This window comes from Brachybacterium sacelli (assembly GCF_017876545.1).
GTDB lineage: Bacteria > Actinomycetota > Actinomycetes > Actinomycetales > Dermabacteraceae > Brachybacterium > Brachybacterium sacelli.
The window spans coordinates 1,405,284-1,430,162 of the sequence record NZ_JAGIOD010000001.1 but is presented as its reverse complement, the minus strand read 5'-3'; the positions used below and the strand labels follow the sequence as shown (position 1 = coordinate 1,430,162).

At 70.6% G+C, this 24,879-nt stretch carries 23 protein-coding genes; 12 read left to right on the top strand and 11 right to left on the bottom strand.

The window, feature by feature from the left end:
* Positions 1–92 precede the first annotated feature (92 nt).
* Positions 93–755 (top strand): carbonic anhydrase, encoded by a 663-nt coding sequence (locus tag JOF43_RS06305; RefSeq protein ID WP_209900352.1) that lies wholly within the window; start codon positions 93–95, stop codon positions 753–755.
* 136 nt (positions 756–891) lie between these two features.
* On the top strand, positions 892–2,124 hold the full coding sequence (locus JOF43_RS06300; RefSeq protein WP_209900350.1) for a type III PLP-dependent enzyme domain-containing protein: 1,233 nt from the start codon (positions 892–894) through the stop codon (positions 2,122–2,124).
* Positions 2,125–2,167: 43 nt separating this feature from the next.
* Here JOF43_RS06300 and JOF43_RS06295 read toward each other — a convergent pair whose 3' ends face one another.
* From JOF43_RS06295 to JOF43_RS06285, 3 genes are all read right to left on the bottom strand, one after another.
* The gene (locus tag JOF43_RS06295; RefSeq protein ID WP_209900348.1) at positions 2,168–2,800 is read right to left on the bottom strand and encodes a Type 1 glutamine amidotransferase-like domain-containing protein; all 633 of its coding nucleotides are present in this window, start codon (positions 2,798–2,800) and stop codon (positions 2,168–2,170) included.
* Complete coding sequence (locus JOF43_RS06290) at positions 2,797–3,849, bottom strand: hypothetical protein (protein WP_245354031.1); 1,053 nt, start codon at positions 3,847–3,849, stop codon at positions 2,797–2,799. Before JOF43_RS06290 ends, JOF43_RS06295 begins: the two co-directional genes overlap by 4 nt.
* A 222-nt stretch (positions 3,850–4,071) precedes the next feature.
* Complete coding sequence (locus tag JOF43_RS06285) at positions 4,072–4,776, bottom strand: helix-turn-helix transcriptional regulator (RefSeq protein WP_209900346.1); 705 nt, start codon at positions 4,774–4,776, stop codon at positions 4,072–4,074.
* Positions 4,777–4,860: 84 nt separating this feature from the next.
* Here JOF43_RS06285 and JOF43_RS06280 point away from each other — a divergent pair, with 84 nt between their 5' ends.
* The 4 genes from JOF43_RS06280 (at position 4,861) to JOF43_RS06265 (ending at position 8,983) form a co-directional block, all read left to right on the top strand.
* On the top strand, positions 4,861–6,210 hold the full coding sequence (locus tag JOF43_RS06280; RefSeq protein WP_209900344.1) for an MFS transporter: 1,350 nt from the start codon (positions 4,861–4,863) through the stop codon (positions 6,208–6,210).
* A complete protein-coding gene (locus JOF43_RS06275; RefSeq protein ID WP_209900342.1) occupies positions 6,207–7,886 on the top strand; it encodes an N-acyl-D-amino-acid deacylase family protein in 1,680 nt (559 codons plus the stop codon). Before JOF43_RS06280 ends, JOF43_RS06275 begins: the two co-directional genes overlap by 4 nt.
* Positions 7,883–8,263, top strand: a complete 381-nt coding sequence (locus JOF43_RS06270) for a RidA family protein (RefSeq protein ID WP_209900340.1) — start codon at positions 7,883–7,885, stop codon at positions 8,261–8,263. Before JOF43_RS06275 ends, JOF43_RS06270 begins: the two co-directional genes overlap by 4 nt.
* A gap of 363 nt (positions 8,264–8,626) precedes the next feature.
* Positions 8,627–8,983, top strand: a complete 357-nt coding sequence (locus JOF43_RS06265; protein ID WP_209900338.1) for an iron chaperone — start codon at positions 8,627–8,629, stop codon at positions 8,981–8,983.
* 16 nt (positions 8,984–8,999) lie between these two features.
* On the opposite strand, the gene JOF43_RS06260 is transcribed toward JOF43_RS06265, so the two are convergent.
* From JOF43_RS06260 to JOF43_RS06230, 7 genes are all read right to left on the bottom strand, one after another.
* A complete protein-coding gene (locus JOF43_RS06260) occupies positions 9,000–9,569 on the bottom strand; it encodes a YdeI/OmpD-associated family protein (protein WP_209900337.1) in 570 nt (189 codons plus the stop codon).
* Between the two features lie 125 nt (positions 9,570–9,694).
* Positions 9,695–10,534, bottom strand: a complete 840-nt coding sequence (locus JOF43_RS06255) for an SDR family oxidoreductase (RefSeq protein ID WP_209900336.1) — start codon at positions 10,532–10,534, stop codon at positions 9,695–9,697.
* Positions 10,535–10,555: 21 nt separating this feature from the next.
* Positions 10,556–11,026 (bottom strand): MarR family winged helix-turn-helix transcriptional regulator, encoded by a 471-nt coding sequence (locus JOF43_RS06250; protein ID WP_209900335.1) that lies wholly within the window; start codon positions 11,024–11,026, stop codon positions 10,556–10,558.
* A gap of 131 nt (positions 11,027–11,157) precedes the next feature.
* On the bottom strand, positions 11,158–11,976 hold the full coding sequence (locus tag JOF43_RS06245; protein WP_209900334.1) for an ABC transporter ATP-binding protein: 819 nt from the start codon (positions 11,974–11,976) through the stop codon (positions 11,158–11,160).
* Positions 11,973–13,808, bottom strand: coding sequence for a dipeptide/oligopeptide/nickel ABC transporter permease/ATP-binding protein (locus tag JOF43_RS06240; RefSeq protein ID WP_209900333.1), 1,836 nt, complete (start codon positions 13,806–13,808; stop codon positions 11,973–11,975). Before JOF43_RS06240 ends, JOF43_RS06245 begins: the two co-directional genes overlap by 4 nt.
* Positions 13,805–14,830 (bottom strand): ABC transporter permease, encoded by a 1,026-nt coding sequence (locus JOF43_RS06235; RefSeq protein WP_209900332.1) that lies wholly within the window; start codon positions 14,828–14,830, stop codon positions 13,805–13,807. Before JOF43_RS06235 ends, JOF43_RS06240 begins: the two co-directional genes overlap by 4 nt.
* Before the next feature lie 59 nt (positions 14,831–14,889).
* The gene (locus tag JOF43_RS06230) at positions 14,890–16,614 is read right to left on the bottom strand and encodes an ABC transporter substrate-binding protein (RefSeq protein WP_209900331.1); all 1,725 of its coding nucleotides are present in this window, start codon (positions 16,612–16,614) and stop codon (positions 14,890–14,892) included.
* A gap of 102 nt (positions 16,615–16,716) precedes the next feature.
* Here JOF43_RS06230 and JOF43_RS06225 point away from each other — a divergent pair, with 102 nt between their 5' ends.
* A complete protein-coding gene (locus JOF43_RS06225; protein WP_209900330.1) occupies positions 16,717–17,406 on the top strand; it encodes a hypothetical protein in 690 nt (229 codons plus the stop codon).
* On the top strand, positions 17,406–18,119 hold the full coding sequence (locus tag JOF43_RS06220) for a hypothetical protein (RefSeq protein WP_209900329.1): 714 nt from the start codon (positions 17,406–17,408) through the stop codon (positions 18,117–18,119). The genes JOF43_RS06225 and JOF43_RS06220 overlap by 1 nt, the downstream gene beginning before the upstream one ends.
* A gap of 188 nt (positions 18,120–18,307) precedes the next feature.
* On the opposite strand, the gene JOF43_RS06215 is transcribed toward JOF43_RS06220, so the two are convergent.
* Positions 18,308–19,432: an FUSC family protein gene (locus JOF43_RS06215; protein WP_209900327.1), complete on the bottom strand. Its 1,125-nt coding sequence runs from the start codon at positions 19,430–19,432 to the stop codon at positions 18,308–18,310.
* 719 nt (positions 19,433–20,151) lie between these two features.
* On the opposite strand from JOF43_RS06215, the gene JOF43_RS06210 reads away from it, so the two are divergent.
* From JOF43_RS06210 to JOF43_RS06195, 4 genes are all read left to right on the top strand, one after another.
* Complete coding sequence (locus JOF43_RS06210) at positions 20,152–21,180, top strand: LacI family DNA-binding transcriptional regulator (RefSeq protein WP_209900326.1); 1,029 nt, start codon at positions 20,152–20,154, stop codon at positions 21,178–21,180.
* Positions 21,181–21,541: 361 nt separating this feature from the next.
* Positions 21,542–22,843, top strand: a complete 1,302-nt coding sequence (locus JOF43_RS06205) for an ABC transporter substrate-binding protein (protein ID WP_209900325.1) — start codon at positions 21,542–21,544, stop codon at positions 22,841–22,843.
* 73 nt (positions 22,844–22,916) lie between these two features.
* Positions 22,917–23,894: a carbohydrate ABC transporter permease gene (locus JOF43_RS06200; RefSeq protein ID WP_209900323.1), complete on the top strand. Its 978-nt coding sequence runs from the start codon at positions 22,917–22,919 to the stop codon at positions 23,892–23,894.
* Complete coding sequence (locus JOF43_RS06195) at positions 23,887–24,726, top strand: carbohydrate ABC transporter permease (RefSeq protein ID WP_209900322.1); 840 nt, start codon at positions 23,887–23,889, stop codon at positions 24,724–24,726. The genes JOF43_RS06200 and JOF43_RS06195 overlap by 8 nt, the downstream gene beginning before the upstream one ends.
* Positions 24,727–24,879: the final 153 nt, after the last annotated feature.

Below are 24,879 nucleotides of genomic sequence, written 5' to 3'. Positions count from 1 at the left end.
TCCCGCTGTCGGAGTAGTCTGTCGCCGCTGACGAGCCGGTTCGGACGCCTCCCGACCGGCCGCACGACGAACACCCCGGAAGGATGTCGACCATGGGCTCTCCCCGCGTCACGGTGCAGGAAGCTTGGGATGCTCTCGCCCAGGGCAACGAGCGATTCATGCAGGGCCGGCTGCGCCATCCGGAGCAGGATGCGGCACGACGCAGCGAGCTGACCGGCTATCAGGCCCCCGACGCGGCCTTCCTGGGCTGCGCCGATTCCCGGGTGGCCGCCGAGATCCTCTTCGACTGCGGCCTCGGCGACCTGTTCGTGGCGCGCAACATCGGCCAGATCGCCAATGAGAACACCATCGCGACCATGGAGTTCGCGGTCGCCGAGCTCGGGGTCGCCGTGATCGTGGTGCTCGCCCACGGCTCCTGCGGTGCGGTGCGGGCCGCGATCGACCAGACCACCGCCTCCCCGAGCGAGGTCACCCCGGCGATCAAGCAGGAGCTCGAGCTCATCCAGCCCGCCGTGCAGCGCGAGTGGCTCAGCACGCACCAGGACACCCCCTACGTCGACCCGTCTCTGATCGACGCCGACGCGGTCGGGCGCCGCCACCTGGACGAGACGATCCACACCCTCATGCGGTCCTCGCGAGTCATCAGCGACGCGGTCGCGGCCGGCGAGCTCGGCATCGTCGGCTGCCAGTACCAGCTCGAAGAGGGCCGGGTCGCGCCGATCACCGCGGTGGGGCAGCTGACGCTCGAGGCCTGACGCATCGTCGCCCGGCAGATGCCTCTCTCGGCGCGACGCGAACTCGACTGGCACGCGCCCGTTGCCCACCTTGCATAATTCCAGCAAACCCCGGAGACTCGCAGTTCACCACCGTCGAGTCGAGCGAGGTCGCCCCATGTCCCAGCACCCCCAGCGCACCGTCGAGGCTGTCGACAAGTCCTTCCCGCTGAGTCTCGTCGGCCGCCCGATCACCGCGCTCGATGAGCCGCTGGCGGAGTTCTCCACTCCCCTGCTGGTGCTCGACGAGCAGGCGATGGCCCACAACCTGCAGGTGATGGCCGCCTGGACCGCCGAGCGCGGGCTCGAGCTGATGCCGCACGGGAAGACGACGATGGCGCCGGTGCTGTGGCGGCGCCAGCTCGACGCGGGCTGCACCGGGATCACGGTCGCGACCGGCTGGCAGGCCGACGTCGCGCTGCTCGCGGGCGTGCCCACCGTGCAGCTGGCCAACACCTGCACCGATCCCGCGCTGCTGCGCCGCCTGGCCGCTCATCTGCTCGAACATCCCGAGCAGGAACTGGTGTGCTGGGCGGATTCCCTGGCCACCATCGACCTGCTGGAGCGGGAACTGCCTGCCGGCTCGCGCCTGGGCGTGCTGGTGGAGCTCGGGGCCGACGGGGGCCGCACCGGCGCCCGCGACGAGGCCACCGCCGTGGCGATCGCCGAGCGCGTGGCCGCTTCCTCCACGCTCGCCCTGTACGGGGCGGCCGGGTACGAGGGCGCGCTCGCCCATGATCGCGCCGCGGAGTCCCTGCGCGTCGTCGGCGCCTACTGCGACCGCCTGGCCGCGCTCGTCGTGCGGCTCCGCCCGCTGATCGAGGGCACCCCGTGGGTCACCGCGGGCGGCAGCGCCTACTTCGATCTGGTGGCCGACAGCTTCGCACCGCTGACCGACGTGCGGGCGATCCTGCGCTCGGGCGCGTACCTCGTGCACGACTCCGGCTTCTACCGGGGCATCTCCCCGCTGGATACGACGCGGGACGTCGACGAGGCGCAGGCCCTGCTGCCGGCGATGCGCGCCTACGCCCGGGTGGTCTCGATGCCGGAGCCGGGTCTCGCGCTGCTCGATGCCGGCAAGCGCGACGTGCCCTTCGACGAGGGCCTGCCCACACCGCTCGCCCACGCCAGGAGGCTCGGCGGGCAGGAGCAGCCGCTGGAGGCGGAGATCACCGCGCTGAACGACCAGCACGCCTTCCTGCGCTGGGAGGGCGATTCCTCGCTCGCGCTCGGCGACGTGGTCACCCTGGGCCTCTCGCACCCGTGCACGGCCTTCGACAAGTGGCGGCTGATCCCGATCGTCGATTCCGGGACCGGCACCGTGCGTGAGGCCGTCGAGACGTTCTTCTAGGAAGGCTGCGCGGGAGAGTCCGGCCGGGAGCGCCCGCGACTGCTCACCAAACTGCCGGCGCGCCCCCGTCCACGACCAGGACCTGCCCGTCGCGCAGCGCCCAGTACGGCCGCTTCTCGGTGTCGTAGCGCGCCGCGACCTCACCTAGCAGCGTCGTCTCCGGGTGTCCCGGCGAGCGCAGGTGCGGGACGACGGGGCGGTCCAGGATTCCGAGCCCGTCGTAGCGGACCTCGCCGTGGGTCGCGAGGCAGTCCTCCACCGGGTCGCAGTGCTCCAGCCCGTGCAGGCTCGGCGCCAGGACACACGCGCCGGCGCTGAAACCTGCGCAGACGAAGGCGTCCCGTCGCAGGCCGTCGAGCAGGAGCGCGTCCATCCCTGACCTCGCCAACGCCATACGCAGGGTGAAGACGTTCCCGCCGCGGATCCAGAGGAAGTCCGGCCGACCCACGGCGGCCTCGATCGAGGAGGGGTCGTGCTCGCGCAGGTCCAGGTCCACCGCCTCGAGGCCGAGCTCCGCCAGGGAGGCGATCTGGCGCCGGGTATCGGTGGCGCGGCAATCCTGATCCCCACCGTCCAGGGCATTGGCGATCACCGCTCCGCGCCGCTCGCCGCGCACCATGGACGCGAGGAGGTCAGGGCGGTCGCCGAGCTGGTACGACGACAGGTACAGCCTCATGGGAGAGACGATCGCACACCCGCGCGAGGCGACAGCGCCAGCGCTCCGGCGACCAGCACCGCGAGCAGCATGACGGCGCTGTGGGCATACTTCGCCGCCGCGGAGACGTCACCGATCAGCGGGAAGTACGTGAAGGCCATCAGACCGCGTGCGAGCAGGAAGCCCAGCCCGACGGCCGCTGTCTGGCTGATGCCCCACCGCCTCCTGCGCACAGAGAGCAGCAGGAGGACCCCGAACCCAGCGGTGATCGCGACCGCACCGGCCACTCCCGGCCACGTCGGCGGCACGAAGTCCGGAGCCGCCGCGGCCACCAGAGCCGGGAGGACGACCGCCCACAACGGGATCTCGCCGCGGCGCGAGGGCCGCTCGCTCGCCTCTCCTCGTCCGCGACGACCGACGAGGGCGGCCGTGCCCACCAGTACCACGACCACCCCGACGGCGCCCACCAGCTGCGGCATGCTCGCTGACCAGGACTGAGGATCGGTGACGATCAGAGCTGCTGCCGCAAGATACGCGACCCCGGCGAGAACCGTCCCGAGCGGGCCGAGCCACGGCGTCCTCGCCCGTTGCGGCGCCCACGCCTCGGCCAGAGCGACCGGGGCCGCGAAACTGAACAGCAGGTGCCCGATGAGAAAGGTGAAGGCGTTGTATCCGCTGAACCCGAGTGCCGGGATCAGTGTCGGCTCGCGGCTCTCGGCCCAGCCCTCGTAGCCGCCGTAGTCGGCGGCGAACAGCGACTGGTCGATGAGACACGCCTGCACCACACCGAGTGCGGCGAACTGCAGCAGCATGCTCGGCCAACCCCAGCCGGCACGACGGCTCAGCTCACGGACGAGCAGGGCCGGAGCACCGTAGAGCGCCCCGAAGATGACCAGCGCGACGGCGATCGCGATCGGGTCGCCCGTAGTCTCGTCGTACGCGAGCAGCAGCTCGGCCCCGATGCCGCACAGCGCCAGCAGGCCGACGACCTGGGCCGCACGGCCCGACCGCCGGCGGCCGCGACACCCGTGGATCCGGCGCTGTCCGTGAGAAGGCTGCTGTGGGTGCATGCCACCACGCTAGGAATCAGACGGCGTCCCCACATCGGCCGCGCGGCCGGTGCGTCGGATCGCCGGCATCGTCCGAACGGCCCATGCGTCGGCACACACGCGCAACCTCAAGGACTTCCAGGGATGTCCGGGGCTCGACGTCATGAGCCCCTGGGAACTCGGAGCGTAGTTCCCGGCCGCAGCGGCGGCGCCCGGCACGCTGAGCTGCCCGAGGTGGCGTCCTCAGCCCCGCCGCACCTCGTCGAGATACCCGTAGATCGTCACCCGGGAGACACCGAGCCGGGAGGAGACCTTGTCCGCCGCGCGTTTGATCCGGAAGGCGCCGCGCTCCTCGAGCAGGCGCAGGATCTGGATCCGGTCGGCCTTGGCCAGCGACGGCACGGGCTTGCCGACCGCGGCGATCGCCTCCTCGACCATGTCCTCGAGCACGCTGGAGATGTCCGGTCCCACCAGCTCCCTCGGTCGCTCCACCACGTCCTCGCGGGCCTCCGGCACGAGCGCACCGAGCGCGGTCATGGCGGTCTGGACGGGTGTGAGGTCGACGTTGATGCAGAAGGCGGCGATGACGCTCCCCGCCTGGTCGCGGTAGTAGACCGAGGAGCTGATCAGCTCCCGCCCGTCGGCGGTGCGACCCCGGTACCCGTGGGCGTCGTGGTCGGTGCTCTGGTCGCGCAGCACCTCGACGCCCAGGTTGGTGGACGGCCCGCCGACGGTCCGCCCGCTGAGGTGCCCGTTCACGATCGCGGCGACCGAGCTGTCGAGGTCCCCGCGACTGAGGTCGTGCAGCACCACCTCGCAGTGCGGGCCGACGACCGCGGCGATGGCCTCCATCAACGGGGTGAGTGTCCGGTAGGCCTCCTCGAAGCTCGCGAACCGCGCGTCCGCCCTGGGCGGAGACGGGACGAGGGGGCTCGGTGCGGCATCCATGGAGCCATCATGACACCCCATTGGACGTAACCTCTGTCAAGCATGTATAAATCCAGTCAATACAGCTCGTCGAGGAGGACCTGCATGCAGCCGACCGCCCAGTCCGCGGCCCCGTCCGCGCGACTCACCCCCACGCAACGGCGCACCATCGCCGGCGGTTCCATCGGCACGCTGATGGAGTATTTCGACTATTACCTGTACGGCCTGGCGTCGGCCGCGGTCTTCCCCGCCGTGTTCTTCTCCTCCGACTCGGCCTTCGTCGCGCAGCTCTCCAGCTTCGCGACCTTCGCCGTCGGGTTCCTGCTCCGCCCTGTCGGCGGGCTCGTGTTCGGCTACATCGGCGACCGCTTCGGCCGCAAGCTCACCCTCATGATCACCGTAGTCGGCATGGGGCTGACCACCGCCGCGATCGGTCTGATCCCCTCGGATGCCTCGATCGGACTCGCCGCCCCGATCCTGCTGGTCATCGCTCGCATGTTCCAGGGGTTGTTCGTCGGCGGCGAGATGGGCGGGGCGGCGACCATGGTCGTCGAGCACGCCCCCGTCGGCCGTCGCGGACTGTACGGCGCGTTCCTCATCAGCGGCGCCGGCATCGCCAACGTCGCCTCCGCGGGCATGATGGCGGGCCTCGGCGCCGGCCCGGAGTCGTTCTTCATGACCTGGGGATGGCGCATCCCCTTCCTGTTCGCGCTGGTCCTGGCGATCATCGCGGTCATCCTGCGCCGCCACCTCGAGGAGTCCGAGGAATTCACCCAGCACAGCCGCGACGTCGCCGAGAAGAAGGTCGCCGCCCCCTCGCCGCTTCGCGAGGTGCTGCGCCACCCCAAGAACGCCGTGCTCGGAATCCTGATCGGCCTGCCGCAGTCGATCGCCGGTTACGTGGTGCTCACCTTCGGCCTCGCCTTCATGGTCTCCGACGGCATCCCCGCGCAGGTCGGCTTCATCGGCACCATGATCGTCGGCGCGCTGCAGATCGTCATGGCCCCCGCCTACGGCGCCCTCTCGGACCGGATCGGTCGTCAGCGGGTCTACATCGCCGGTTGCGTCGGCTTCGCGCTGCTGGTGTGGCCCGCCTTCGCCCTGTACGGCACGCATGAGCCGGCGCTGATCTGGCTGGGCATGATCGTGGGCTTCGTGATCCCGGGCATCGCGATGCAGGGCACCCTGCAGACCATGCTCACCGAGATGTTCGACGTCGAGCAGCGCACCACCGGCGTCAACATCGGGTACCAGCTGTCGAACACCTTCGGCGGCGGCCTCGCCCCGCTGATCGCGACGGCGCTGGTGGGCTGGGCCGGAGGCTCGATCTGGCCGGTGGTCCTCTACGTCGTGGTGATCAGCACCGTCGGCGCGGTCGCCACCGCCACCGCCACCGTGCGGCCCGATACCGCCGACCCCGGGCGCCTGCACGCTCTGCGAGGATCGGGAGCATGAGCAGGAACCGAGCGGGGGAACCAGGGCGCGAGCCGGAGGGAGCTGCTGTGCCACTGCTGATCCGGGGCGGCCGCGTCGTCGAGGGCGGGACCGTGCGCGAGGCCGACGTGCTCGTGGTCGGCGAGCGCATCGCCGCCGTCGGCGAGATCCCTGCCGCCGATGCCGCGGGCGCAGAGATCCTCGAGGCCGACGGGCGCCTGGTGATGCCGGGCTTCATCGATGCCCACTCCCACGCCGAGGGCGCCGTCTTCGACGAGGACGTGCAGCTCGCCCTGCTGCGGCAGGGGATCACCACGGTCATCGGCGGTCAGGACGGGGTCTCCTATGCGCCTGGCGACGGAACCTGGGCCGGTGAGTACTTCGCAGCGATCAACGGCGCGCATCCCACCTACCGCGGGCCCGGGGTCGCGGAGCTGCTGGCCACGTACGACGCCGCGGTGCCCCTGAACGTCGCCTACCTGGTGCCTGCGGGCACCGTGCGCCACCAGGTCCTCGGCGGGCAGGAGCGGCCGGCCACCGTCGAGGAGCGTGCGCGGATGGCGGCTCTGGTCGCCCGCGGGGTGGCCGACGGGGCGGTCGGGCTCTCCACCGGGCTCGACTACACGCCGGGGATCTACGCGGCCGACGACGAGATCGCCGAGCTGTGCCGTCCGCTGGCCGCCGCCGGGCTCCCCTATGTCACGCACATGCGTGGCGGGTACGAGGACAACTCGCAGGTCGGCATCGAGGAGGCGGCCCGCATCGGCCTCGCGGCGGGCGTGCCCGTGCACATCTCGCACTTCCACACCCGGGCCGACGAGGCCGCCCGGCTCATGAGCCGGCTCGAGCAGCGTGGGGTGGAGGCGAGCTTCGACGCCTACCCGTACACGCGCGGCTGCTCGATCCTCGGGATGACGCTGCTGCCGCCGGCTCTGAACGCCATGGACCCCGCGCAGGCGGCGGACCAGCTGCGGGATCCGGAACGGCGCGCGCAGCTGCGGCAGGACTGGTTCCCCCGCGTGGACGAGTACCCGAGCCTGGGTCCCGAGTGGCCCGAGCTGATCACGATCGCCCACACCATCGCCGAGGAGTTCTCCTGGGCCCACGGCCTGACCCTGGCGCAGGTCGCCGCGCGTCGCGGGACGGACGCCGTCGACGCCGCGCTCGACCTGCTGGCCGCCTCGCGACTGGAGGTCAACGTGGTGATGGCGGTGCGGGACCAGCGACCGGTCTCCGACCTCGGGCGGCTGATCGCCCATCCCCGGCAGCTGGGCGGGTCCGACGGGATCTTCGTCGGCGCCCATCCCCATCCGCGCGCCCGAGGCACCTTCGCCTCCTATCTCGCGACCTACGTCCGCGAGCGCGGCTTCCTCACCTGGGCCGAGGCGGCCCGGCACCTGTCGACCGCGGCCGCCGAGGTTTTCCACCTCGGAGGACGCGGACGAGTGCAGTCAGGATGCATCGCCGACCTGGCGCTGGTCGAGGAGAGCTCCGTGCGCGACGTCGCGACCTATGACGACCCCACCGCCCTCGCCGTCGGCATCGACGACGTGCTGGTCGCGGGTCGCCCCGTTCTCACCGGTGGCCGACTCACCGGTGACCGTCCCGGCGGCGGGCTCCGCGCCTCGCCCGGGATGCCGCAGGGCTCCGGCTCTGCACCGACCGATACCCGCTCACCACATCAGGGAGAACGATGAGCCCCAAGGAAGCACTCCACACCACCGACGCCCCGCAGCCCGCGGGACCCTACAGCCAGGCGATCGTCAGCGGCGACCTGCTGTTCACCGCTGGTTTCGGCCCCCAGGATCCGGCCACCGGGGAGGTCTCGGACTCCGTCGCGGAGCAGACCCGCCAGGTGCTGCGCAACATCCAGGCCGTGCTCGCCGAGCGCGGGGCGAGCCTCGACGACGCCCTGAAGACGACGGTGCACCTCGCCGACCTCGCCGACTTCCAGGAGTTCAACGCCGCCTACCGCGAGTTCTTCTCCGAGCCGTTCCCGGTGCGGACCACCGTCGGCTCCCAGCTGGCGAACATCAAGGTGGAGATCGACCTGGTGGCACGGATCGGCGCCTGAGCGGCCCGACACCGCTGTGACCTGCGGGCCCCTGACCACCTGACCGTGGCGGGGGCCCGTTGTCGCGCTGCTCCCCGCGCCCCCACCCCGACGCCGCAGTTTTCGCGCTGCACCCCGCACCCCCTGCCCCGTCGACGGTCGAGTACTGGTCGCAGAGCATGCGCTCTGGCATATATGCCACTGCACATGCTCATCCGCCAGTACCCGACCGCCACCGCCCCTCGCGATCGGGTGAGCAGGATCTGGGCGACCGGAAGGGGCCTCCTGATCGCCGGCGCAGCGAGAGCCTGTCGGACCATCGGCAGTACCCTGGAGCAGGAGCGCGCGAAGAGCGTGACGAGGAATCGGAAGCGAGAGACCTCCATGGCTGCGATCACCGACCACGACGCCTACATCGCTGCGGCGCCGGAGCCCTTCCAACCCTCGTTGCAGAGATTGCGCACGATTCTGAGCCGCGTCCTGCCGGATGCGGACGAGATCGTCGCCTACAACATGCCGGGGTTCGACATCGGGGGCACCGTCGTCGCGAGCTATGCAGCGTTCAGCAAACAGTGCGGGCTGTATCTTCTCCCCGGCGCCATCTCCGACCTTGCCGAGGACATCGCGGCCGCCGGACTGAAGGCGACCAAGACGGGAATCACGTTCTCACCGCGCAAGCCGATCCCCGACGACCTGGTCGAACGGCTGGTGCGGGCCTCACGGGAGGATGCCGGGGTCTGACAGCTCCCCCGCGCGATCAGTCCTGCTCGAGCCGCGCCACCAGCGCCGCGATCCTGCGCGCCGCCACCTCAGCACTGGGTGCCGCGAGGATCGGATGCAGCGCGGAGTACCGATCGGTGCGGGTGAGCCGTGCGAAGGCCGTCCGTGCGGAGGGTGATGCCGCGAGTGCCTCCGAGAGCTCGGTGGGCACCTCTGCGGTGGCAGGTCCCGCGTAGGCACGGTCCCAGCGACCATCGGCTTTCGCCACCTCGATCTCGCGCTCACCGCGCTCCCGCATCCGGCCGTCCTCGACGAGTCGGCCGACGATCTCGACGTTGCGCTTCGACCAGATCGAACGCCGGCGGCGCGGGGTGAAGCGCTGCCGGAAGCTGTGCTCGTCGAAGGACCTGCGCTGGCCGTCGATCCAGCCGCTGCACAACGCTTCTTCGAGCGCGCCCTGGTAGGTGAGGGTGGTCGGGGACGTCGTGTCCTTCTTGGCCAGGAGCAGCCACACCCCCTCGGAGCTGTCCTCATGCTGATCCAGCCAGTCGCGCCAGCCGGCGAGATCGGCGAGGACCAGCGGCGGCGGGAGCGGCTCGGCGTTCATGCGGCACAGCTTCCCAGAAGCGCCGGGAGGACGCGACGGGGAGCTCCGAGTCTCGTCTCCCGCCCCCGGCCGCCCGATCCGCCCGGGGCATCGAGGCGACGTCGGGCACCCGGCGGGTGTCGCGCTCAGTCCTGCAGGCCCGCGGTGATCTCGGCGAAGGTCTCGCGCATCGTCGCGTCGTTCCAGGACCACACGTCCTCGCCGCGCAGCACCGCGTCGGCCCCGCCGTCGCAGTAGATGGTCTGGCCCGCGCAGTGGCTGTTCTCGATCGAGGTGAGCCAGATCAGCAGGTGCGCGATGGATTCCGGGCCCTGGTGCGAGTTCAGCGGCATCGGCACGTAGGCATCGGTCAGCGCCCGACCCTCGTCGCTGGCCAGCAGCTCCTTCGTCATGGGGGTGACGACGGTGCCGGGCGCGACGGCGTTCAGCGGGATTCCCGCCCCGGCCCAGCGCTCGGTGGGCGCCTCACGCCGCACCCAGCGGGAGATCGCCCGCTTGGACGAGGGGTAGATGACGTTCGCGGTGCGCGGGTCCTCCGCCATGCGGGTCGCGATCTCGTCGACGGCCGCCTCGTCGTCCGCGAGCAGGGCGTCCACGAGGGAGGGGACCACGGGCTGCATCGAGGCCATCGAGGACACCAGAGCGACGCGCGGTGCCTCCGAGCGGGTGAGTGCCGGGCGGATGGCCTCGAGGAACTCGGTCATGCCGAAGAAGTTCACCGAGGCGGTGATCGGCTTCGGGATCGACAGCCCGGCGCAGGCGATCACCGCGTCGACGGTGCCACCGGCGAGACCGGCGGCCTCCTCCGCAGCGGCGAGGCGACCCTCCGGGGTGGAGAGGTCGCCGGAGACGTCGACACCCTGGAGGTCGACGCCGATCACCCGCTCACCGCGGGCGGTGAGGATCTCGGCAGCGGTACGGCCGATGCCGGAGGCGGCGCCGGTGATGACGTAGGTGCGTGACATGAGGTGTCCTTTCGATGGTTCTCAGGTGGTGGTGCGGGGGCCGGACTGCAGCCCCTCCGTGAAGCGGGTCAGCAGTTCGGACAGGGCGCGCACCTCGGCCTCGTCCCAGCCGCCGGTGGCTTCGGCGAGGAGGCCGATCCCGGCGTCGACGAGCTGTTCATAGGTGCGGTGGCCATCGGCGGACAGCACGATGTGCGCCCCCCGGCCGTCCTCGGCGTCGGAGGTGCGCTCGACGAGGCCCGCGGCAGCCAGGCGCGCGATGAGCTTCGAGGTGGACGGCCGCGTGAGGTGGAGTTCGTCGGCCAGATCGCGGGGTCGGGCCGAACCGCCGGCGATGCCGAGGCCGTACAGCGCGCGCACCGCGACCGGATCGAGGGTGAGACCGCACTGCGCGGTGATCCGACGCTGGAAATCCAGTGAGCTCCACTGCGACATGAGGCCGGTGAGAGCACGCAGTGTGCTGCGATGCAGGTCGAGCGTCTCGCGGTCCATGACCCAGACCCTAGACCCAATTGGTTGCCTGAGGCAATCAGATCGTGAGCGGGCAGACGCCGCTCGCACGGCGACCTGAGGTCGAGGGGTGTCAGCGGACCGACGGTCCCCGGTCAGCCGACAGTCCCGGGTCAGCCGACGCGCACCGTGCCGCGGACCCCGCGGTGCGCCGCAGCCAGCAGGCGACGGGTGGTCGTGCGGCGAGGATGACGCAGCAGATCCCCCGTCGCGCCCTGCTCGATCACCTCTCCGCCGTCCATCACGATCACCCGGTCGCAGGAGCGGGCCGCCAGGGCGAGGTCATGGGTGATGTGCAGGATCGCGGTGCCGTGCTCGCGGGCCAGGCCGGTCATGAGCTCGGTGATCTCCGCCCGCAGCGAGGCGTCGAGCATCCCGGTGGGTTCGTCGGCGAGGATCACCGCGGGGCGGGTCACGAGCGCCCGGGAGAAGGCGACCCGCTGGCGCTCCCCGCCGGAGAGCTCGTGCGGGAACCGCCGCGCGTACCGCTCGGGGTCCAGGCCGACGGCGACGAGCATGTCGCGGGCTGTGGCCCGACGCTCCGTCGGTGTCCCGACCCGGTGGATGACCAGGGGCTCGGCGACGATGTCGAGGATCCGGCAGTGCGGCGGCAGGGAGGCGTAGGGGTCCTGCATCACCAGGTGCAGATCGCGTCGCGCGGCGCGGCGCGCGCCGGCGGGAGCGGTGAGCAGGTCCACGGAGCCGGCCGCCGTGCCGCCCGGGGGGAGTTCGAGGCGGATCCTCCCGGCGGCCGGGGTCACGAGCCCGGCGACGGCCTTGGCAACGGTCGATTTCCCAGCCCCGGAGCCGCCCACCAGAGCGACGGTCTGCCCCCTGTGCAGGGCGAGATCGACGTCGCGCACGCTGACGGTGCCGTCGTACTGCACGGTCAGGCCCTCCACCCGCAGCACGGGCGGACGCGTCTGGGTCACCGGGAGGCTCCTTCGAGGTCGGGCAGTTCCGGCAGGGAGTCCAGCAGGCGACGCGTGCACGGATGCTGGGGCGCCGCGAGCACGGCCGACGTCGCACCCTGCTCGACCACCTGCCCGTCGTGCATCACGGCGAGACGGTCCGCGACCTGCATCACGACCGGCAGATCATGGGTGACCAGGAGCATCGTCAGGCCCAACCGGTCGCGCAGGTCCCGCAGCAGCTCGAGGATCTCCTGCTGCACCAGCACGTCGAGACCGCTGGTGGGCTCGTCGGCCACCACCAGGTCCGGTCCGCAGGCCAGTGCGATGGCGAGCACCACCCGCTGCCGCTGCCCGCCGGAGAGCTGATGGGGATACGCGCGGAACCGCTCGGCAGGCAGCCCCACCAGGCCCAGCAGTTCGCGGGCCCGCTCCCGGGCCGACTCGTGCGGCAGCCTTTCGTGCACCAGGAGCGCCTCGACGATCTGCTCGCCGACGCGGTGGACGGGATTCAGCGCGGACTGCGCTTCCTGGGGGACCAGGCCGATGCGGGACCCGAGCAGGTGGCGACGCTCCCGCGGCCCCAGCTCGAGCAGGTCGATCCCGTCGAACAGGATGCGACCACCCTGGAGCCGAGCCGCCGCGGGCATCAGGCCGACCACGGCCGACGCGACCGTCGACTTGCCGGAGCCGGATCCACCCACCAGGCCGAGCACCTCGCCGCGAAGAAGCTCGAGCCCGACCTCGCGGCATCCTCCGCCCACCTCGTCCCCGTCGCCATAGCGGAGGGTGAGCCCCTCGAGGTGCAGCAGCGCCGGGGCCGAGGCGCCGGCGTGGAGCTCTGTGGACGGGCCCCTCTCGGTGGACCGCACACTCTCGATGGGCGAGGCACTCCTGGTGACAGCACCCTCGGGCGGGATCTCCGCGGTGAACTCGCCGGTCCCCGAGGGGGCAGCACGACCGCTCGCATCGAGCCTCGCCCTCCCGCGCGGTCCGGAGGTACGACGCTCACGGCGGGCAGCTCCGGAGCCCGCCGCGACGCGTTCGACCGCCCCGCTCGCGAGGGCGACCGCGAGCACGGTCAGAGCGATCATCGCGCCCGGGGGAACCACCCACCACAGCCACGCGTCGGTCAGGAAGGCGTTGCGGGAGTTCGCGACGCTGAGCATCATCCCCCAGCTCATCGAGGAGACGTCCCCCAGCCCGAGGAAGGCGAGGGTGGCCTCGAGCAGCACGGCGCTCTTGACCGCGAGCACCAGCTGCGGCACCACCAGCACCGCCACCGTCGGCACCACATGACGGATCAGCACGTAGCCATGCCGGGCACCCACCGCGCGCAGGGCGAGGATGTGGTCGCGTTCCCGCACGCTGAGCACCTGGGCGCGCAGCTCGCGGGCCATCGGCGCCCACAGCGCGAGGGAGATGACGACGATCTGCGTGGGCAGGCCCGGACCGGCCAGCACCCCGATCACGAGCGTCAGCGGCACCACCGGCAGCGAGAGCACCACATCCACCACCCGCATCAGCACGGTGTCGACCACCCCGCGCAGATATCCGGCGGTGAGACCGACGGTGGACCCCACCGCCGTGGCCACCACGGCGGCGATCCCACCGACCAGCAGCGAGGGTCGCGCCCCGAGGATCAGCACGCTGAGCAGGTCGTGGCCGGCGTCGTCGGCGCCGAGCGGGTGGTCGAGGGAGGGGTGGGCGAAAGGTCGGGCCACGCGCTCGCTCGGGTCGTAGGGGGCGAGCCAGGGCGCCAGGATCGCGACCGCGCACAGCACCACCACGACGGCCAGACCGAGGCGACTGGTCAGCGGCAGGGTCCGCCAGGTCGAGAGCAGACGGCTCATGCCGGCACCACCTCCGCGGTGCGACGGACCCGCGGGTCCAGCAGCGGGTAGACGAGGTCTGCCAGCAGGTTCGCGAGGATCACGCCGAGCATGGCGAGCAGGAATGCGCCCTGGAGCAGCGGATAGTCCCGCTCGGCGACCGCGTCGGCGATCACCGTGCCCAGGCCGGGATACGAGAACACCGTCTCGACAACGACCGCCCCGGAGACCAAGGACCCCGCCGCCATCGCCGCGTTCGTGACGATCGGGAGCAGCGCGGTGCGCAGGGCGTGTCGGGTGGCGACGACGCGCTCGGGCAGGCCCTTGGCGCGAGCCAGACGCAGGAACGGCTCGGCCAGCACGGTGCTCATCGAGGCCCGGGCGAGCAGGAAGTAGGTACCGATCGAGGTCACGATCATGGTCGCCAGCGGCATGACCAGGCGCCGGGCCGACTCGAGCAGCCAGGCCCCGCCACCGTCGGGCAACTGGGCCGAGGCGTAGGAGGGAAGCCACCCCAGCTGTGCGGCGAACACCGCGATCAGCAGCATCGCGATCCAGAAGCCCGGCATCGCGTCGAGCGCCAGGACGGTGACCAGCAGAGCCCGGTCCTGGTCGGGGTGGCCGGCGTCGCGCCGCCACGCCGCCAGCGCTCCGAGCAGCGCACCGACCAGGATCGCACCGACCAAACCGAGCACCACCAGTACCACCGACCAGGGCAGGCGCTCCAGGAGCACGTCGGCGACCGGACGATTGTGGCCGGTGGACAGACCCAGGTCCCCCCGCAGCAGTTCCGCCCAGAAGCGGCCGTACTGCACGAGCACCGGGTCATCCAGGCCGTACAGCTGCCCGAGCTCGGCAAGCTGCTCCGCAGTGGGGTCGCCCTCCCCCGTGTACATCACCAGGGCCGGGCCTCCCAGGGCCAACCGCGGCAGCGCGAAGTTCACGGTCACCGCCACCCACAGCACCAGGGCGTACTGGCCCAGGCGCGAGACCCAGGAACGCCGGTGCCGGCTGGTCGGAGTTCTCGTACGCGTCCTGCTCATGCTCGTCCTCTCGAACTCAGCGGGGCGGGCGACCTCCACGTCGGCCCCTCGTCCGGCGCTCAGTGCTGGTGCTCCTGGGAGGTCGGCTGCTCGGCGACCTCGGCGACCGGTTCGAGATCGGTGCGCTCGATGATCGCGTCGACCTCGCTGGAGTGGGCCGCCTCGACGACGTCGGAGGGCAGGAACGACCACTTGTGGACGATCCCGTAGCCGGGGCTCTCGAACCAGCCTCCGTAGGCCTGCGAGACCGCCCAGTGCTCCTCGGGGTAGAAGAGAGGCACGGTGGTCGGGGCAGCATTGTGGACCGTCTGCAGCTCCTGCATCACGGAGAGTCGTCCCTCGTGCGTGGTCTGGCGCAGCCACTTCTCGTAGCTCGCATCCCACGGCGCCCAGTCCGAATCGGTGTCGGAGTCCCAGAGGTAGCCCGAGCGGTGGGACATGATGAACTGGTCGGGGTCGGCCACGCCGTGTGCACCGATGGCCCCGATCATCAGGTCGAAGTCCTTCTCGAGGGAGCGCTCCTCGAGGGTCGCGGCGTCCAGACCCTCGGTCTCCACACCGATGCCGACCTCCGCGAGGTCCTCGGCCACGAGTTCGGCGGCCCGCACGTCCTGGGGCAGGCCGGAGTCGACGAGCATCGTCAACGAGATCGGTACGCCATCGGCTTCGCGCACCCCGTCACCGTCGGCGTCGGTGAATCCGAGCTCGTCGAGAGCGGTGTCCGCAGCCCCCGGGTCCGTCGGCGTGGAGTTGTCCGGGTTGGCGAAGGGCGCGTCCGGATGAGGGTAGCCCTGGGTGGCGGCACGGCCCTGGCCGAGCGCGACCACGTCGAGCATCTGCTCCTTGTCGACGGCGTCCGAGAGCGCCCGACGGAACTCCGGCACGTCCAGCGGATCGTGGCGGAAGTTCATCGTCACCTCGGGAAAGCTCAACGCCTGGGTGGTGAGCGTGTCGAGGGATCCGGAGGACGCGAACTGCTCGACGAGCTCGGGGCTGAGGGTGCGGGTGGTCGCGTCGATCTCCCCGGACTGCAGCGCGGTGAAGGTCCCGGACTGGTCGGTGATCACCGGCATCGTGATCCTCTCCACCGTCGGCTCCCCCGCGAAGTAGTTCTCGTTCGCCGTGAACACATATCCCTCGGTGGGGCTGTAGGAGGTCAGCTCGTAGGGGCCGGTGCCGATCGGCAGGTCCTGGACCGTCTTGGCCTCGGCCGGATCGACGCCCTCCCAGACGTGCTTCGCGACGATCGGCAGATCGGCGAGTGTGACCTGCGCCAGCGACGGGCAGGCATCGCGGCACTCGAAGCGCACGGTGTCCTCGTCGACCTTCACGACGTCGTCGACCGACGGGGTGTCGTTGACGTGATGGGTGTAGCGCCCGGTGGGGGCGTCGTGCATGTACTGGAAGGAGAAGACGACGTCCTCCGGCGTGAACTGCTCGCCGTCCTGCCAGGTCACGTCGGTCCGCAGGTCGACTTCCCAGGTGACCTCGTCGAGCTGGCGGGCTTCGGTGGCCAGCCACGGCTGCGGGTCCTCCACGTAGGGGGAGGGCGCGAAGAGCTTGTCGTAGACCAGCCCGACGAGCTGGTCGCTCGCCCCGGCGAAGAGATTGAGGGGCCCGGTGTCCACATCCAGTGCGATGGTCAGCTCGTCGGCGGTCGACGGACCGCTCAGGGAGTTCCCGGCCCCGTCGGGACCGGGGCCGCCGGTGCAGGCGGCCGCGGCACCGACCAGCAGGAGCACGGCTCCTGCAGCAGAGGCGGCACGGAATCTACGAGCGGACATGGATCCTCACTTCGGAACTGGGCTGGACACGATGACGCGGGCGTCGGGATGACCCCGACTCGCCCGCGACCGAAAGTGAGGTTAGCCTAGCCTCAGCACAATATGAAACCGCGCCCTTGTCTATTGGGCGCCGATCAGGAGGCCGCCTTGCCCTCGATGCCCTCGATCCTGCATCTCGTCCAGCGCCCCACCACCGGGGGTGAGGACACCCCGCGCCTCGCCGTGCGCGATGTCTACGACCTCGACCGGATCGACCTCGACGCCTATGCCGGCCTCGTCCTCGCCAGCGGCTGCGACCAGCGATTCCTCCGTCGCCACCGTCAGCACCTCTCGGACTGGGTGCGCTCCGGGGGGCGGCTGCTGTTCAGCGGGCACGCGCTCGAGCCCTTCGTCGACGGCCTGCCCAAGCACCGCAAACTCGAGTTCCACGCCACCAGCGATCTCTGGCTCACCGAGCAGGGATCACACCCGATCTGGGACGGTGTGGACCGCCGGGAGCTGCTGTACCGGACCGGGGTGCCCGGGCCACACACCTTCGAGGATCTCCAGCGCCTGGGGGTGGCCGGCTTCTACGCCCGTTCCTACCTCGTGGACCTGCCCCAGGACGCCGTGGTCATCACCGGGATCGGCCCTGGCCACCTCCCGGTGGACGTCAGCTATCCGCTGGGGGCGGGCGAGGTGATCCTGCACACCGGCAATGACCTGATCAGCTACACCCAGCCCGGCGCCGACCTCGCCGAGCGGGCGCTCGCCCACCTCGAACTCGCCCCGATCCTGGCGGAGGTGGCCTGATGAGCCGTATCGCTTTCCTCCACACCGGCAGCTCCTCCCACCTGGCGGACCTGCGCGATCCGGCCGTCCGGGCCATGGACGTCACCGACGTCTACGCCCCGGAGCTCCACGAGGGCGACCTCGACGGCTTCGACGGGCTCTTCGTCGCGGCACGTCTGCATCCCGCCGTGATGACACACATCGCGCCGTCGGTCGTGGACTTCCTGCGGGCCCCCGGGGCGCGGGCATACATCGATGGGGAGAACTCCGTGGGCGACTGGCTCCCCGGCACCTCGGAGACGCGGCGCGGCACGAACTTCTGGGCCTGGCGCCTCCGTGAGGACGTGGGTCGCCGCTCCGTCAACACCGATCACCCCTTCTGGAAGCATCTGGCCGACGACGCGGTGCACTGGCATTACCACGGGGTGCTCACGCATCCGAGCTCGGCGGTACCGCTGGTGCGCCTGGAGGAGCTGCCCGAGCACGCGCGCGACGCCGTCGCCGTGGACCCGTGGCAGATCCCCTACCGGGCGATCCCGGGGCACGCGAACACCCTCCTGTACTACGACGCGGGCACCTTCCCCGCCGAGCTCGTGGTGAGCACGATGGATTCCTCCTATCACCATGGGGCGGGCTTCATGCCCGGGGCCACGCAGCTGATGTACCGGATGCTGCACTGGCTGCGCGGGGCGAACACCCGATGCTCCACCCCCGACTCCGCAATGGCCGCGTGAAGCGGACGGGTCCTACTACCACGGCACCGGCGGAACGGACCCGACGGCCCTCCCCCGCGCCGTCCGCCACCCCCTGCGAGATCGAGCGCCGCCCCACCGTGAGCTCGTCCGCCGACCCCCCGCGTGATCGTCCACCGACCCCCCGCGTGATCGTCCACCGACCCCCCCGTGTGATCGTGCGCGGCCCCCTATGTGCTCGGGTTCTCCCGATCACCCTCCCGCGCCTCCCGGGTCGAGGCGACGTCGTCGACGATGGTGGCGATGAGCTGCATGCTCGTGATGAGGGAGCCGTAGAGGGGCCAGCTCTGTCGGGGCAGGCCCTCCTGGTCGGACAGGTGCAGCGCGAGGTCATCGAGGCGGTGATGGACGGGCTCGACGTCCAGGTCGGGATCGGCGATGGCGTGTCCCGCGTCACGCACGATGGCGCTCCACCGCTCCCGGAACCAGTCGTCCCAGGCCCCCTCGGCGTAGCTCGCATCGCGCAGGGTGCGGGCCAGATGGCGCAGGTGGAGGATGCCCTCGTCGACCCGCAGCAGGATCTCCTCGTAGCTCACATCCTGGGTGGGCCCGGCCCGAGCCGGTCGTCCGCGTCGACCGAGCGGCGTCGGCAACCGACTGCGCGGGTTGGCCCTTTCGCTCTCCCGCGCGAAGCGCACGGTCTCCTGCACGGTCTCGAGCTCCTCCTGCATCGAGACGGCTTCGCCGAACCACTCCTCCGCCCGGTCCGTGTCCCAGGAGACGGAGAACGCTTCGGCCATGTCGCCGAGCACCGCGCCCATGCGCCGGTTGATGCTGTCCACATAGGCGGCGGCCTGCCGATCACGCAACGGCGGGATGATCAGCAGGTTCACGACCACGCCGATGCCGACGCCGACAGCGATCTCGACCAGCCGGTCGTTGAGCAGCGGCTGCTGCTCTCCGAAACCGCTGCCGAGGACGAAGATCGCGGTGGTCGCGATCGCGACGCCTTCCATGCGGATCCCGGGAAGCCGGGATCCGAGCATGCCCAGCAGCAGCGAGAGCGCGAAGGTCCACAGATGGACCCCGAGGAAGTTACCGATCAGGAAGCTGATCAGGACGCCGAGCGCGGAGGCGATCAGCGTCTGGGCACCGCGTGAGAGTGAGCGGAAGACGGTGGCGTGCACCGTCAGCAGCGCTGTCCACGGTGCGAGGAAGGGCATCCGGGAGTCGAGCACGACCAGCGCGAACCACCAGGCCGCCGTCGCGGCTATCACCGCCTTGAGGATCTGGAGCAGGTCGGTGGTGACGTGGGGCCGACGCACTGCCTCCAGCACTCTCGAGGTGATGGCCATGCTCCCTCCTCGGGTCCGGGCGCCGGTTCGGATGGCGACGCGTGCCGTGGGGTGATCCTACGATCGCGTCCCCTGCGGCACCGCCGTCGTCCCCGCGCGCGACCGGTCGGTCGAGGCTGGACCCTCGGCCATGCGTCGGATCATGAGCCTCCGTCGATCACGGTCCCAGCGCCAGTGCTGGTGCTGGTGCTGGTGCTGGCCCCAGGATGCGTGACATCGTCGAGAACTGGCGCTCCACCGACCGCACTGGCATATATGCCACAGCTCATGCCCTACCGCCAGTACCCGACCACCAGCTCCCTCGCCATTGATCACCGACCACGCCGGCCCCAAGATGCGTGACATCGTCGAGAACTGGCGCTCCACCGACCGCACTGGCATATATGCCACAGCTCATGCTCTAGCGCCAGTACCCGATCACCAGCTCACTCGCCATTGGTCACCGCCGGCCGTGGGCAGTGCCGCACCAGCGCCGGGCGGGGCCGGTGCCGCACAGGACGGGACCGGTGTCGCCCAGGGCGCGGGGCGTGACCTGGGACCTGGGACCTGGGACCTGGGACCTGGGACCTGGGACCTGGGACCTGGGACCTGGGACCTATCATGTGCGCAACCCGCACCCTCGTCCCGCTCCGACCAGAGCGCCCGTCTCGCGACGCCGGGCCAGGCGCCGGGCGGTCATGTGGCCGGACACCTGTTCTCCTCGACCCGGAAGCCCTCCCATGCCGCGGAAATCCTCGCGCCCGACCGTCGCCACGATCGCCCACGACCTCGGGATCTCCCCGGCCACCGTGAGTTACGCGCTCAACGACAAGCCCGGGGTGAGTGCGCCCCTGCGCGAACGCGTGCTCGAGCACGCCCGGGCCGTGGGCTGGACCCCGCACTCCGGTGCCCAGGCACTGCGTCGGGGACGCAGCGGGAACATCGGGCTGGTGCTGGTCAGGGACCCCGAGGAGGTCTCCCGGGAACCGTTCTACTCGGCCGTGACCGCCGGCATCGAATCGGCGACCAGCGCCCGCGGCTACGAGCTGCTGCTGCGGTTCGTCCGCGGTGGGCCCGACGAGGAGATCGACGTGTTCCGTGCCTGGGCCCACCAGCGCCGGGTGGACGGTGTGGTGCTGCTGGACCTGGCCGAAGGTGACCACCGCCCCGCGATCCTGGAGTCGCTGGCCCTGGATTTCGCCCTGATCGGTCACTACGTCGGCCCCGAGGACTTCGTGAAGGTCACGACGGCGGAGTCCGAGGACGCGCGCACCGTCGTCGACCACATCGTCGAGCGCGGCTACGACGGCTGCATCCAGCTCACCGGGCCCGCCGATTTCGCCCATGAGCGGCGGCGACTGGAGCTGCTGCGCCGGCTGTGCGCGGGCCACGGCATCCCGCACACCCACGCCTCGGGCAGCTACACCATCGATGCCGGATCCCGGTCCTTCACGCAGGCGAACCGGGACCTCAGCGCGCGCCCGGCCGTGATCGCCTCGAGCGACCTGCTCGCTCTGGGCGCCCTGCGCGCGGCCGCCGACCGCGGGATCGACATCCCCTCCGAACTGGGCATCGTGAGCTGGGACGACTCCCTCATCGCGGAGGTCACCGCTCCCGCGATCACGGCCCTGTCCCGCCGACCCTTCGAGATGGGACGCACCGCGGGCGACCTCCTCGTCCAGCGGATCGACGCCCAGGTGGCCGGCGGCACCGCCCTGCAGAACCCCCCGGCGACGCTGGTGCCGCGCCGCTCCACCGGCGCCGCCTGACCCGGCCGCTCGACCTCCGGCGACACCGGCGCCGCACCGCTCCTCCGGCGCTGCCCGACTTCGGCCGGTCGACACCCGGCGACCCCCTGGCCGCGCCGCATCCGCCCGCCCTCCGCGCCCTGCCCTACCGACCCCGGCCTCGCCCGCCGGCGGTCTCCCCGCGCCCCGCTGACCGTGACCGTGTCGTGACTCCCCCGCGTTGACACCCGCTCCGCCGCAGAGCCATACTCGCCGAATCGATTAAGCACGAATCGATTAAGCCCCTGGCTCTCCCGGCTGCCGGACGCACCCTCACCCGGAGCCGAGCGCCTTCCTGTTCCCGCGACCGATCACCGATGACGGTGCACCAAGGAGAACCCCGATGCGACGCCGCACCCTTCTGTCCGCTGCCCCTCTCGCCGTCGCCGGCACCGCCGGCCTCGCCGCCTGCGGTTCCAGCTCCGGCTCCGGTTCGAGCCCCAGCTCCCTCACCTACTGGGCCTCGAACCAGGGCACCAGCCTCGAGAACGACAAGGAGGTGCTCACCCCGGTGCTCGAGAGGTTCACCGAGGAGACCGGCATCGACGTGGCGCTCGAGGTGATCGGCTGGGGCGATCTGCAGACCCGCATCCAGACCGCGATCACCTCCGGCCAGGGCCCCGACGTCGTCAACATCGGCAACACCTGGGGCGTCAGCCTCCAGGCCACCGGCGGCCTGCTGGACCTCGGCGACGAGCAGTTCGAGGCGCTCGGCGGCCGCGACCGTTACGTCCCCGCGGCCCTGGCCACCGGCGGCGCCAAGGGCACCGACCCCACCTCGATCCCGCTGTACGGGCTGGCCTACGGCATGTACTACAACGTGGCGATGCTCGAGGACGCCGGCATCGAGCCGCCCACCACCTGGGAGGAGATGGTCGAGGCCGCCAAGGCTCTGACCGATCCGGAGGCCGACGTCTGGGGCATGTCGCTGGCAGCCGGCTCCTACACGGAGAACAACCACTTCGCCTTCATCAACGCCACCCAGAACGGGGCCGCGCTGAACACCGAGGACGGCAAGCCCTCCTTCACCGAGGACGGCGTCGTCGACGGCATCCTGCGCTACCTCGATCTGATGCAGAAGGACAAGGTCGTCGACCCCTCCAACGCGCAGTTCGACAACGGCACCAAGTCCGTCACCGCCTTCGCGGGCGGCAAGGCGGCGATGATCATCAACCAGAACAACGCCAACGCGACGATCGAGTCGCAGGGTATGACGCCGGACCAGTTCAAGGCGATCCCCTTCCCCGCCCCCGCCGATGCCGTCAGCGACTGTGCCTCGCACCTGGCGGGCATCAATCTCGCGATCATGAAGGACTCCGAGAACGTCGACGGTGCCCTGCAGTTCCTGGAGTTCATGACCTCCCCGGAGACTCAGGCCGAGCTCGGCAAGCCCTTCGCCTCGCTGCCTGTGCTGGTCGACGGCGAGCCGACCTTCACCGAGGACACCGAGCAGGCCGAGATGTTCATGGAGATCTACGGCGAGCGTGCCGAGCCGCTGCCGCTGGTCCCCTGGGAGGACCAGTACGAGACCTCCGTCGGCCAGGCCATGAACACCATGTTCGCGACCATCGCCACGGGCGGCACGGTCACCCGCGAGGACGTCATGACCGCCATGCAGACCGCGCAGGACTCGATCCGCGTCTGAGGCCAGACCGGCCGACGGGGCAGGGCCCCGTCGGCCCTCGCGCGCCCGCCACCTCTGAACGAGAAGAGCTCCCATGACCTCTCTGACCGCACCGGAGGAGACCACCACGCCTCCGAAGGGTCCGGACTCCAGACCGCCGCGCCGCTCCCGGCGTCATCTGTTCCCGTACCTGATCATCGCGCCCGCGGTGCTGCTCGAGCTGCTGATCCACATCATCCCGATGGCCACCGGCTTCTGGATGAGCTTCGTCGAGCTGACCAAGTTCTTCATCCGCCGCTGGCTGGAGGCCCCGTTCGTGGGTCTGGAGAACTACCGGATCGCGATCGACCTGAACACCCCCGTCGGCCAGGAGCTGCTGAACTCCTTCCTGGTGACCGTGGGATTCACGGCGCTCGTGGTGGGTCTGAGCTGGGGTCTCGGGATGGCGGCCGCGGTCGCCCTGCAACGGCCCTTCCGCGGCCGCGGCGTGTTCCGCACCCTGTTCCTGATCCCGTATGCGCTGCCGCTGTACGCCTCGGTGATCACCTGGAACTTCATGCTCCAGCGGGATACCGGCGTGGTCAACCACGTGCTGGTGGACCAGCTGGGCATCCTCGACGGCGCCCCGTTCTGGCTGATCGGCGACAACGCGTTCATCTCGGTGGTGGTGGTCGCGATCTGGCGGATGTGGCCCTTCGCCTTCCTCATGTTCATGGCGGGCCTGCAGTCGATCCCCGGTGAGCTCTACGAGGCCTCCGCGATGGACGGCGCCTCCCCGCTGCGGCAGTGGCGCTCGGTGACCCTGCCGATGCTCGCCCCGGTCAACCAGACCATGCTGCTGGTGATGTTCCTGTGGGTGTTCAACGACTTCAACACCCCCTACGTGCTGTTCGGCAGCGCGCAGCCCCGGGCCGGCGATCTCATCAGCTTCCACATCTACAACGCCTCGTTCTTGTCCTGGGACTTCGGCGTGGGCAGCGCGATGAGCGTTCTGCTGCTGCTGTTCCTGCTGGCGGTGTCGCTGGTGTACCTCTACTTCACCCAGTGGAAGAAGGAGAAGAGCAATGCGTGAGACCACCGGCGAGAAGATCTTCCGCGCCCTCGTGCTGATCGGCCTCACGCTGTTCGTGGCGCTGCCGCTGTACGTCATGATCACCACCTCGATGAAGCCGCTCGGCGACGTGCAGTCCGGGTTCTCCTGGTTCCCCAGCACCATCACCTTCGAGCCCTTCGTCCAGATGTGGTCGACGGTTCCGTTGGCCCGGTACTTCATGAACTCGCTGATCGTGACGCTGGCGGCGACGCTGTTCAGCGTGGCGGTGGCGACGCTGGCCGCCTACGCCGTCTCCCGTTGGCGTTTCCACGGCCGCGGCCCGTTCATGACCACGGTGCTGTCCACCCAGATGTTCCCCGGCGTGCTGTTCCTGCTGCCGCTGTACCTGATCTTCGTCAACATCGACACGATGTTCGGGGTGCCGCTGGTGGGCACGCGCATCGGCCTGATCATCACCTACCTGACGTTCTCGCTGCCCTTCGCGATCTGGATGCTGGTGGGCTACTTCGACGGCATCCCGCGTGAGCTCGACCAGGCCGGCAAGGTCGACGGCGCCGGCAACCTCACCATCCTGCTGCGCATCATCCTGCCCGCCGCCCGCCCGGGCATCGTCGCCGTCGCCATCTACGCGTTCATGACGGCCTGGGGGGAGGTGCTGTTCGCCTCCGTGCTCACCACGGAGAACACCCGCACCCTGGCCGTGGGCCTTCAGCAGTACTCCACGCAGACCAACGTGTACTGGAATCAGGTGCTGGCCGCCTCGCTCGCGGTGAGCATCCCGGTCGTCGTCGGCTTCCTGATGATGCAGAAGAACTTCGTCGCGGGCCTGACCGCCGGCGCCGTGAAGTGAGGCCGGCAGAGGCGGGGCGTGGGCGGCACGGCACCCATCGCCGACGGCGTGATCGAATTCGACGACGACGCCGGGGACATGTTCGAAGGGAGAGCCGCCTCGCTCGCGCACCTGCGCACCGTCGCCGTCCGACCCACCGCGCCACCACTGCCC

Coding starts and splice junctions, on each gene's coding strand:
- JOF43_RS06305 (WP_209900352.1), top strand. CDS start 93: ATGGGCTCTCCCCGCGTCACGGTGCAGGAAGCTTGGGATGCTCTCGCC.
- JOF43_RS06300 (WP_209900350.1), top strand. CDS start 892: ATGTCCCAGCACCCCCAGCGCACCGTCGAGGCTGTCGACAAGTCCTTC.
- JOF43_RS06295 (WP_209900348.1), bottom strand. CDS start 2,800: ATGAGGCTGTACCTGTCGTCGTACCAGCTCGGCGACCGCCCTGACCTC.
- JOF43_RS06290 (WP_245354031.1), bottom strand. CDS start 3,849: ATGCACCCACAGCAGCCTTCTCACGGACAGCGCCGGATCCACGGGTGT.
- JOF43_RS06285 (WP_209900346.1), bottom strand. CDS start 4,776: ATGGATGCCGCACCGAGCCCCCTCGTCCCGTCTCCGCCCAGGGCGGAC.
- JOF43_RS06280 (WP_209900344.1), top strand. CDS start 4,861: ATGCAGCCGACCGCCCAGTCCGCGGCCCCGTCCGCGCGACTCACCCCC.
- JOF43_RS06275 (WP_209900342.1), top strand. CDS start 6,207: ATGAGCAGGAACCGAGCGGGGGAACCAGGGCGCGAGCCGGAGGGAGCT.
- JOF43_RS06270 (WP_209900340.1), top strand. CDS start 7,883: ATGAGCCCCAAGGAAGCACTCCACACCACCGACGCCCCGCAGCCCGCG.
- JOF43_RS06265 (WP_209900338.1), top strand. CDS start 8,627: ATGGCTGCGATCACCGACCACGACGCCTACATCGCTGCGGCGCCGGAG.
- JOF43_RS06260 (WP_209900337.1), bottom strand. CDS start 9,569: ATGAACGCCGAGCCGCTCCCGCCGCCGCTGGTCCTCGCCGATCTCGCC.
- JOF43_RS06255 (WP_209900336.1), bottom strand. CDS start 10,534: ATGTCACGCACCTACGTCATCACCGGCGCCGCCTCCGGCATCGGCCGT.
- JOF43_RS06250 (WP_209900335.1), bottom strand. CDS start 11,026: ATGGACCGCGAGACGCTCGACCTGCATCGCAGCACACTGCGTGCTCTC.
- JOF43_RS06240 (WP_209900333.1), bottom strand. CDS start 13,808: ATGAGCCGTCTGCTCTCGACCTGGCGGACCCTGCCGCTGACCAGTCGC.
- JOF43_RS06235 (WP_209900332.1), bottom strand. CDS start 14,830: ATGAGCAGGACGCGTACGAGAACTCCGACCAGCCGGCACCGGCGTTCC.
- JOF43_RS06230 (WP_209900331.1), bottom strand. CDS start 16,614: ATGTCCGCTCGTAGATTCCGTGCCGCCTCTGCTGCAGGAGCCGTGCTC.
- JOF43_RS06225 (WP_209900330.1), top strand. CDS start 16,717: ATGAAACCGCGCCCTTGTCTATTGGGCGCCGATCAGGAGGCCGCCTTG.
- JOF43_RS06220 (WP_209900329.1), top strand. CDS start 17,406: ATGAGCCGTATCGCTTTCCTCCACACCGGCAGCTCCTCCCACCTGGCG.
- JOF43_RS06215 (WP_209900327.1), bottom strand. CDS start 19,432: ATGGCCATCACCTCGAGAGTGCTGGAGGCAGTGCGTCGGCCCCACGTC.
- JOF43_RS06210 (WP_209900326.1), top strand. CDS start 20,152: ATGCCGCGGAAATCCTCGCGCCCGACCGTCGCCACGATCGCCCACGAC.
- JOF43_RS06205 (WP_209900325.1), top strand. CDS start 21,542: ATGCGACGCCGCACCCTTCTGTCCGCTGCCCCTCTCGCCGTCGCCGGC.
- JOF43_RS06200 (WP_209900323.1), top strand. CDS start 22,917: ATGACCTCTCTGACCGCACCGGAGGAGACCACCACGCCTCCGAAGGGT.
- JOF43_RS06195 (WP_209900322.1), top strand. CDS start 23,887: ATGCGTGAGACCACCGGCGAGAAGATCTTCCGCGCCCTCGTGCTGATC.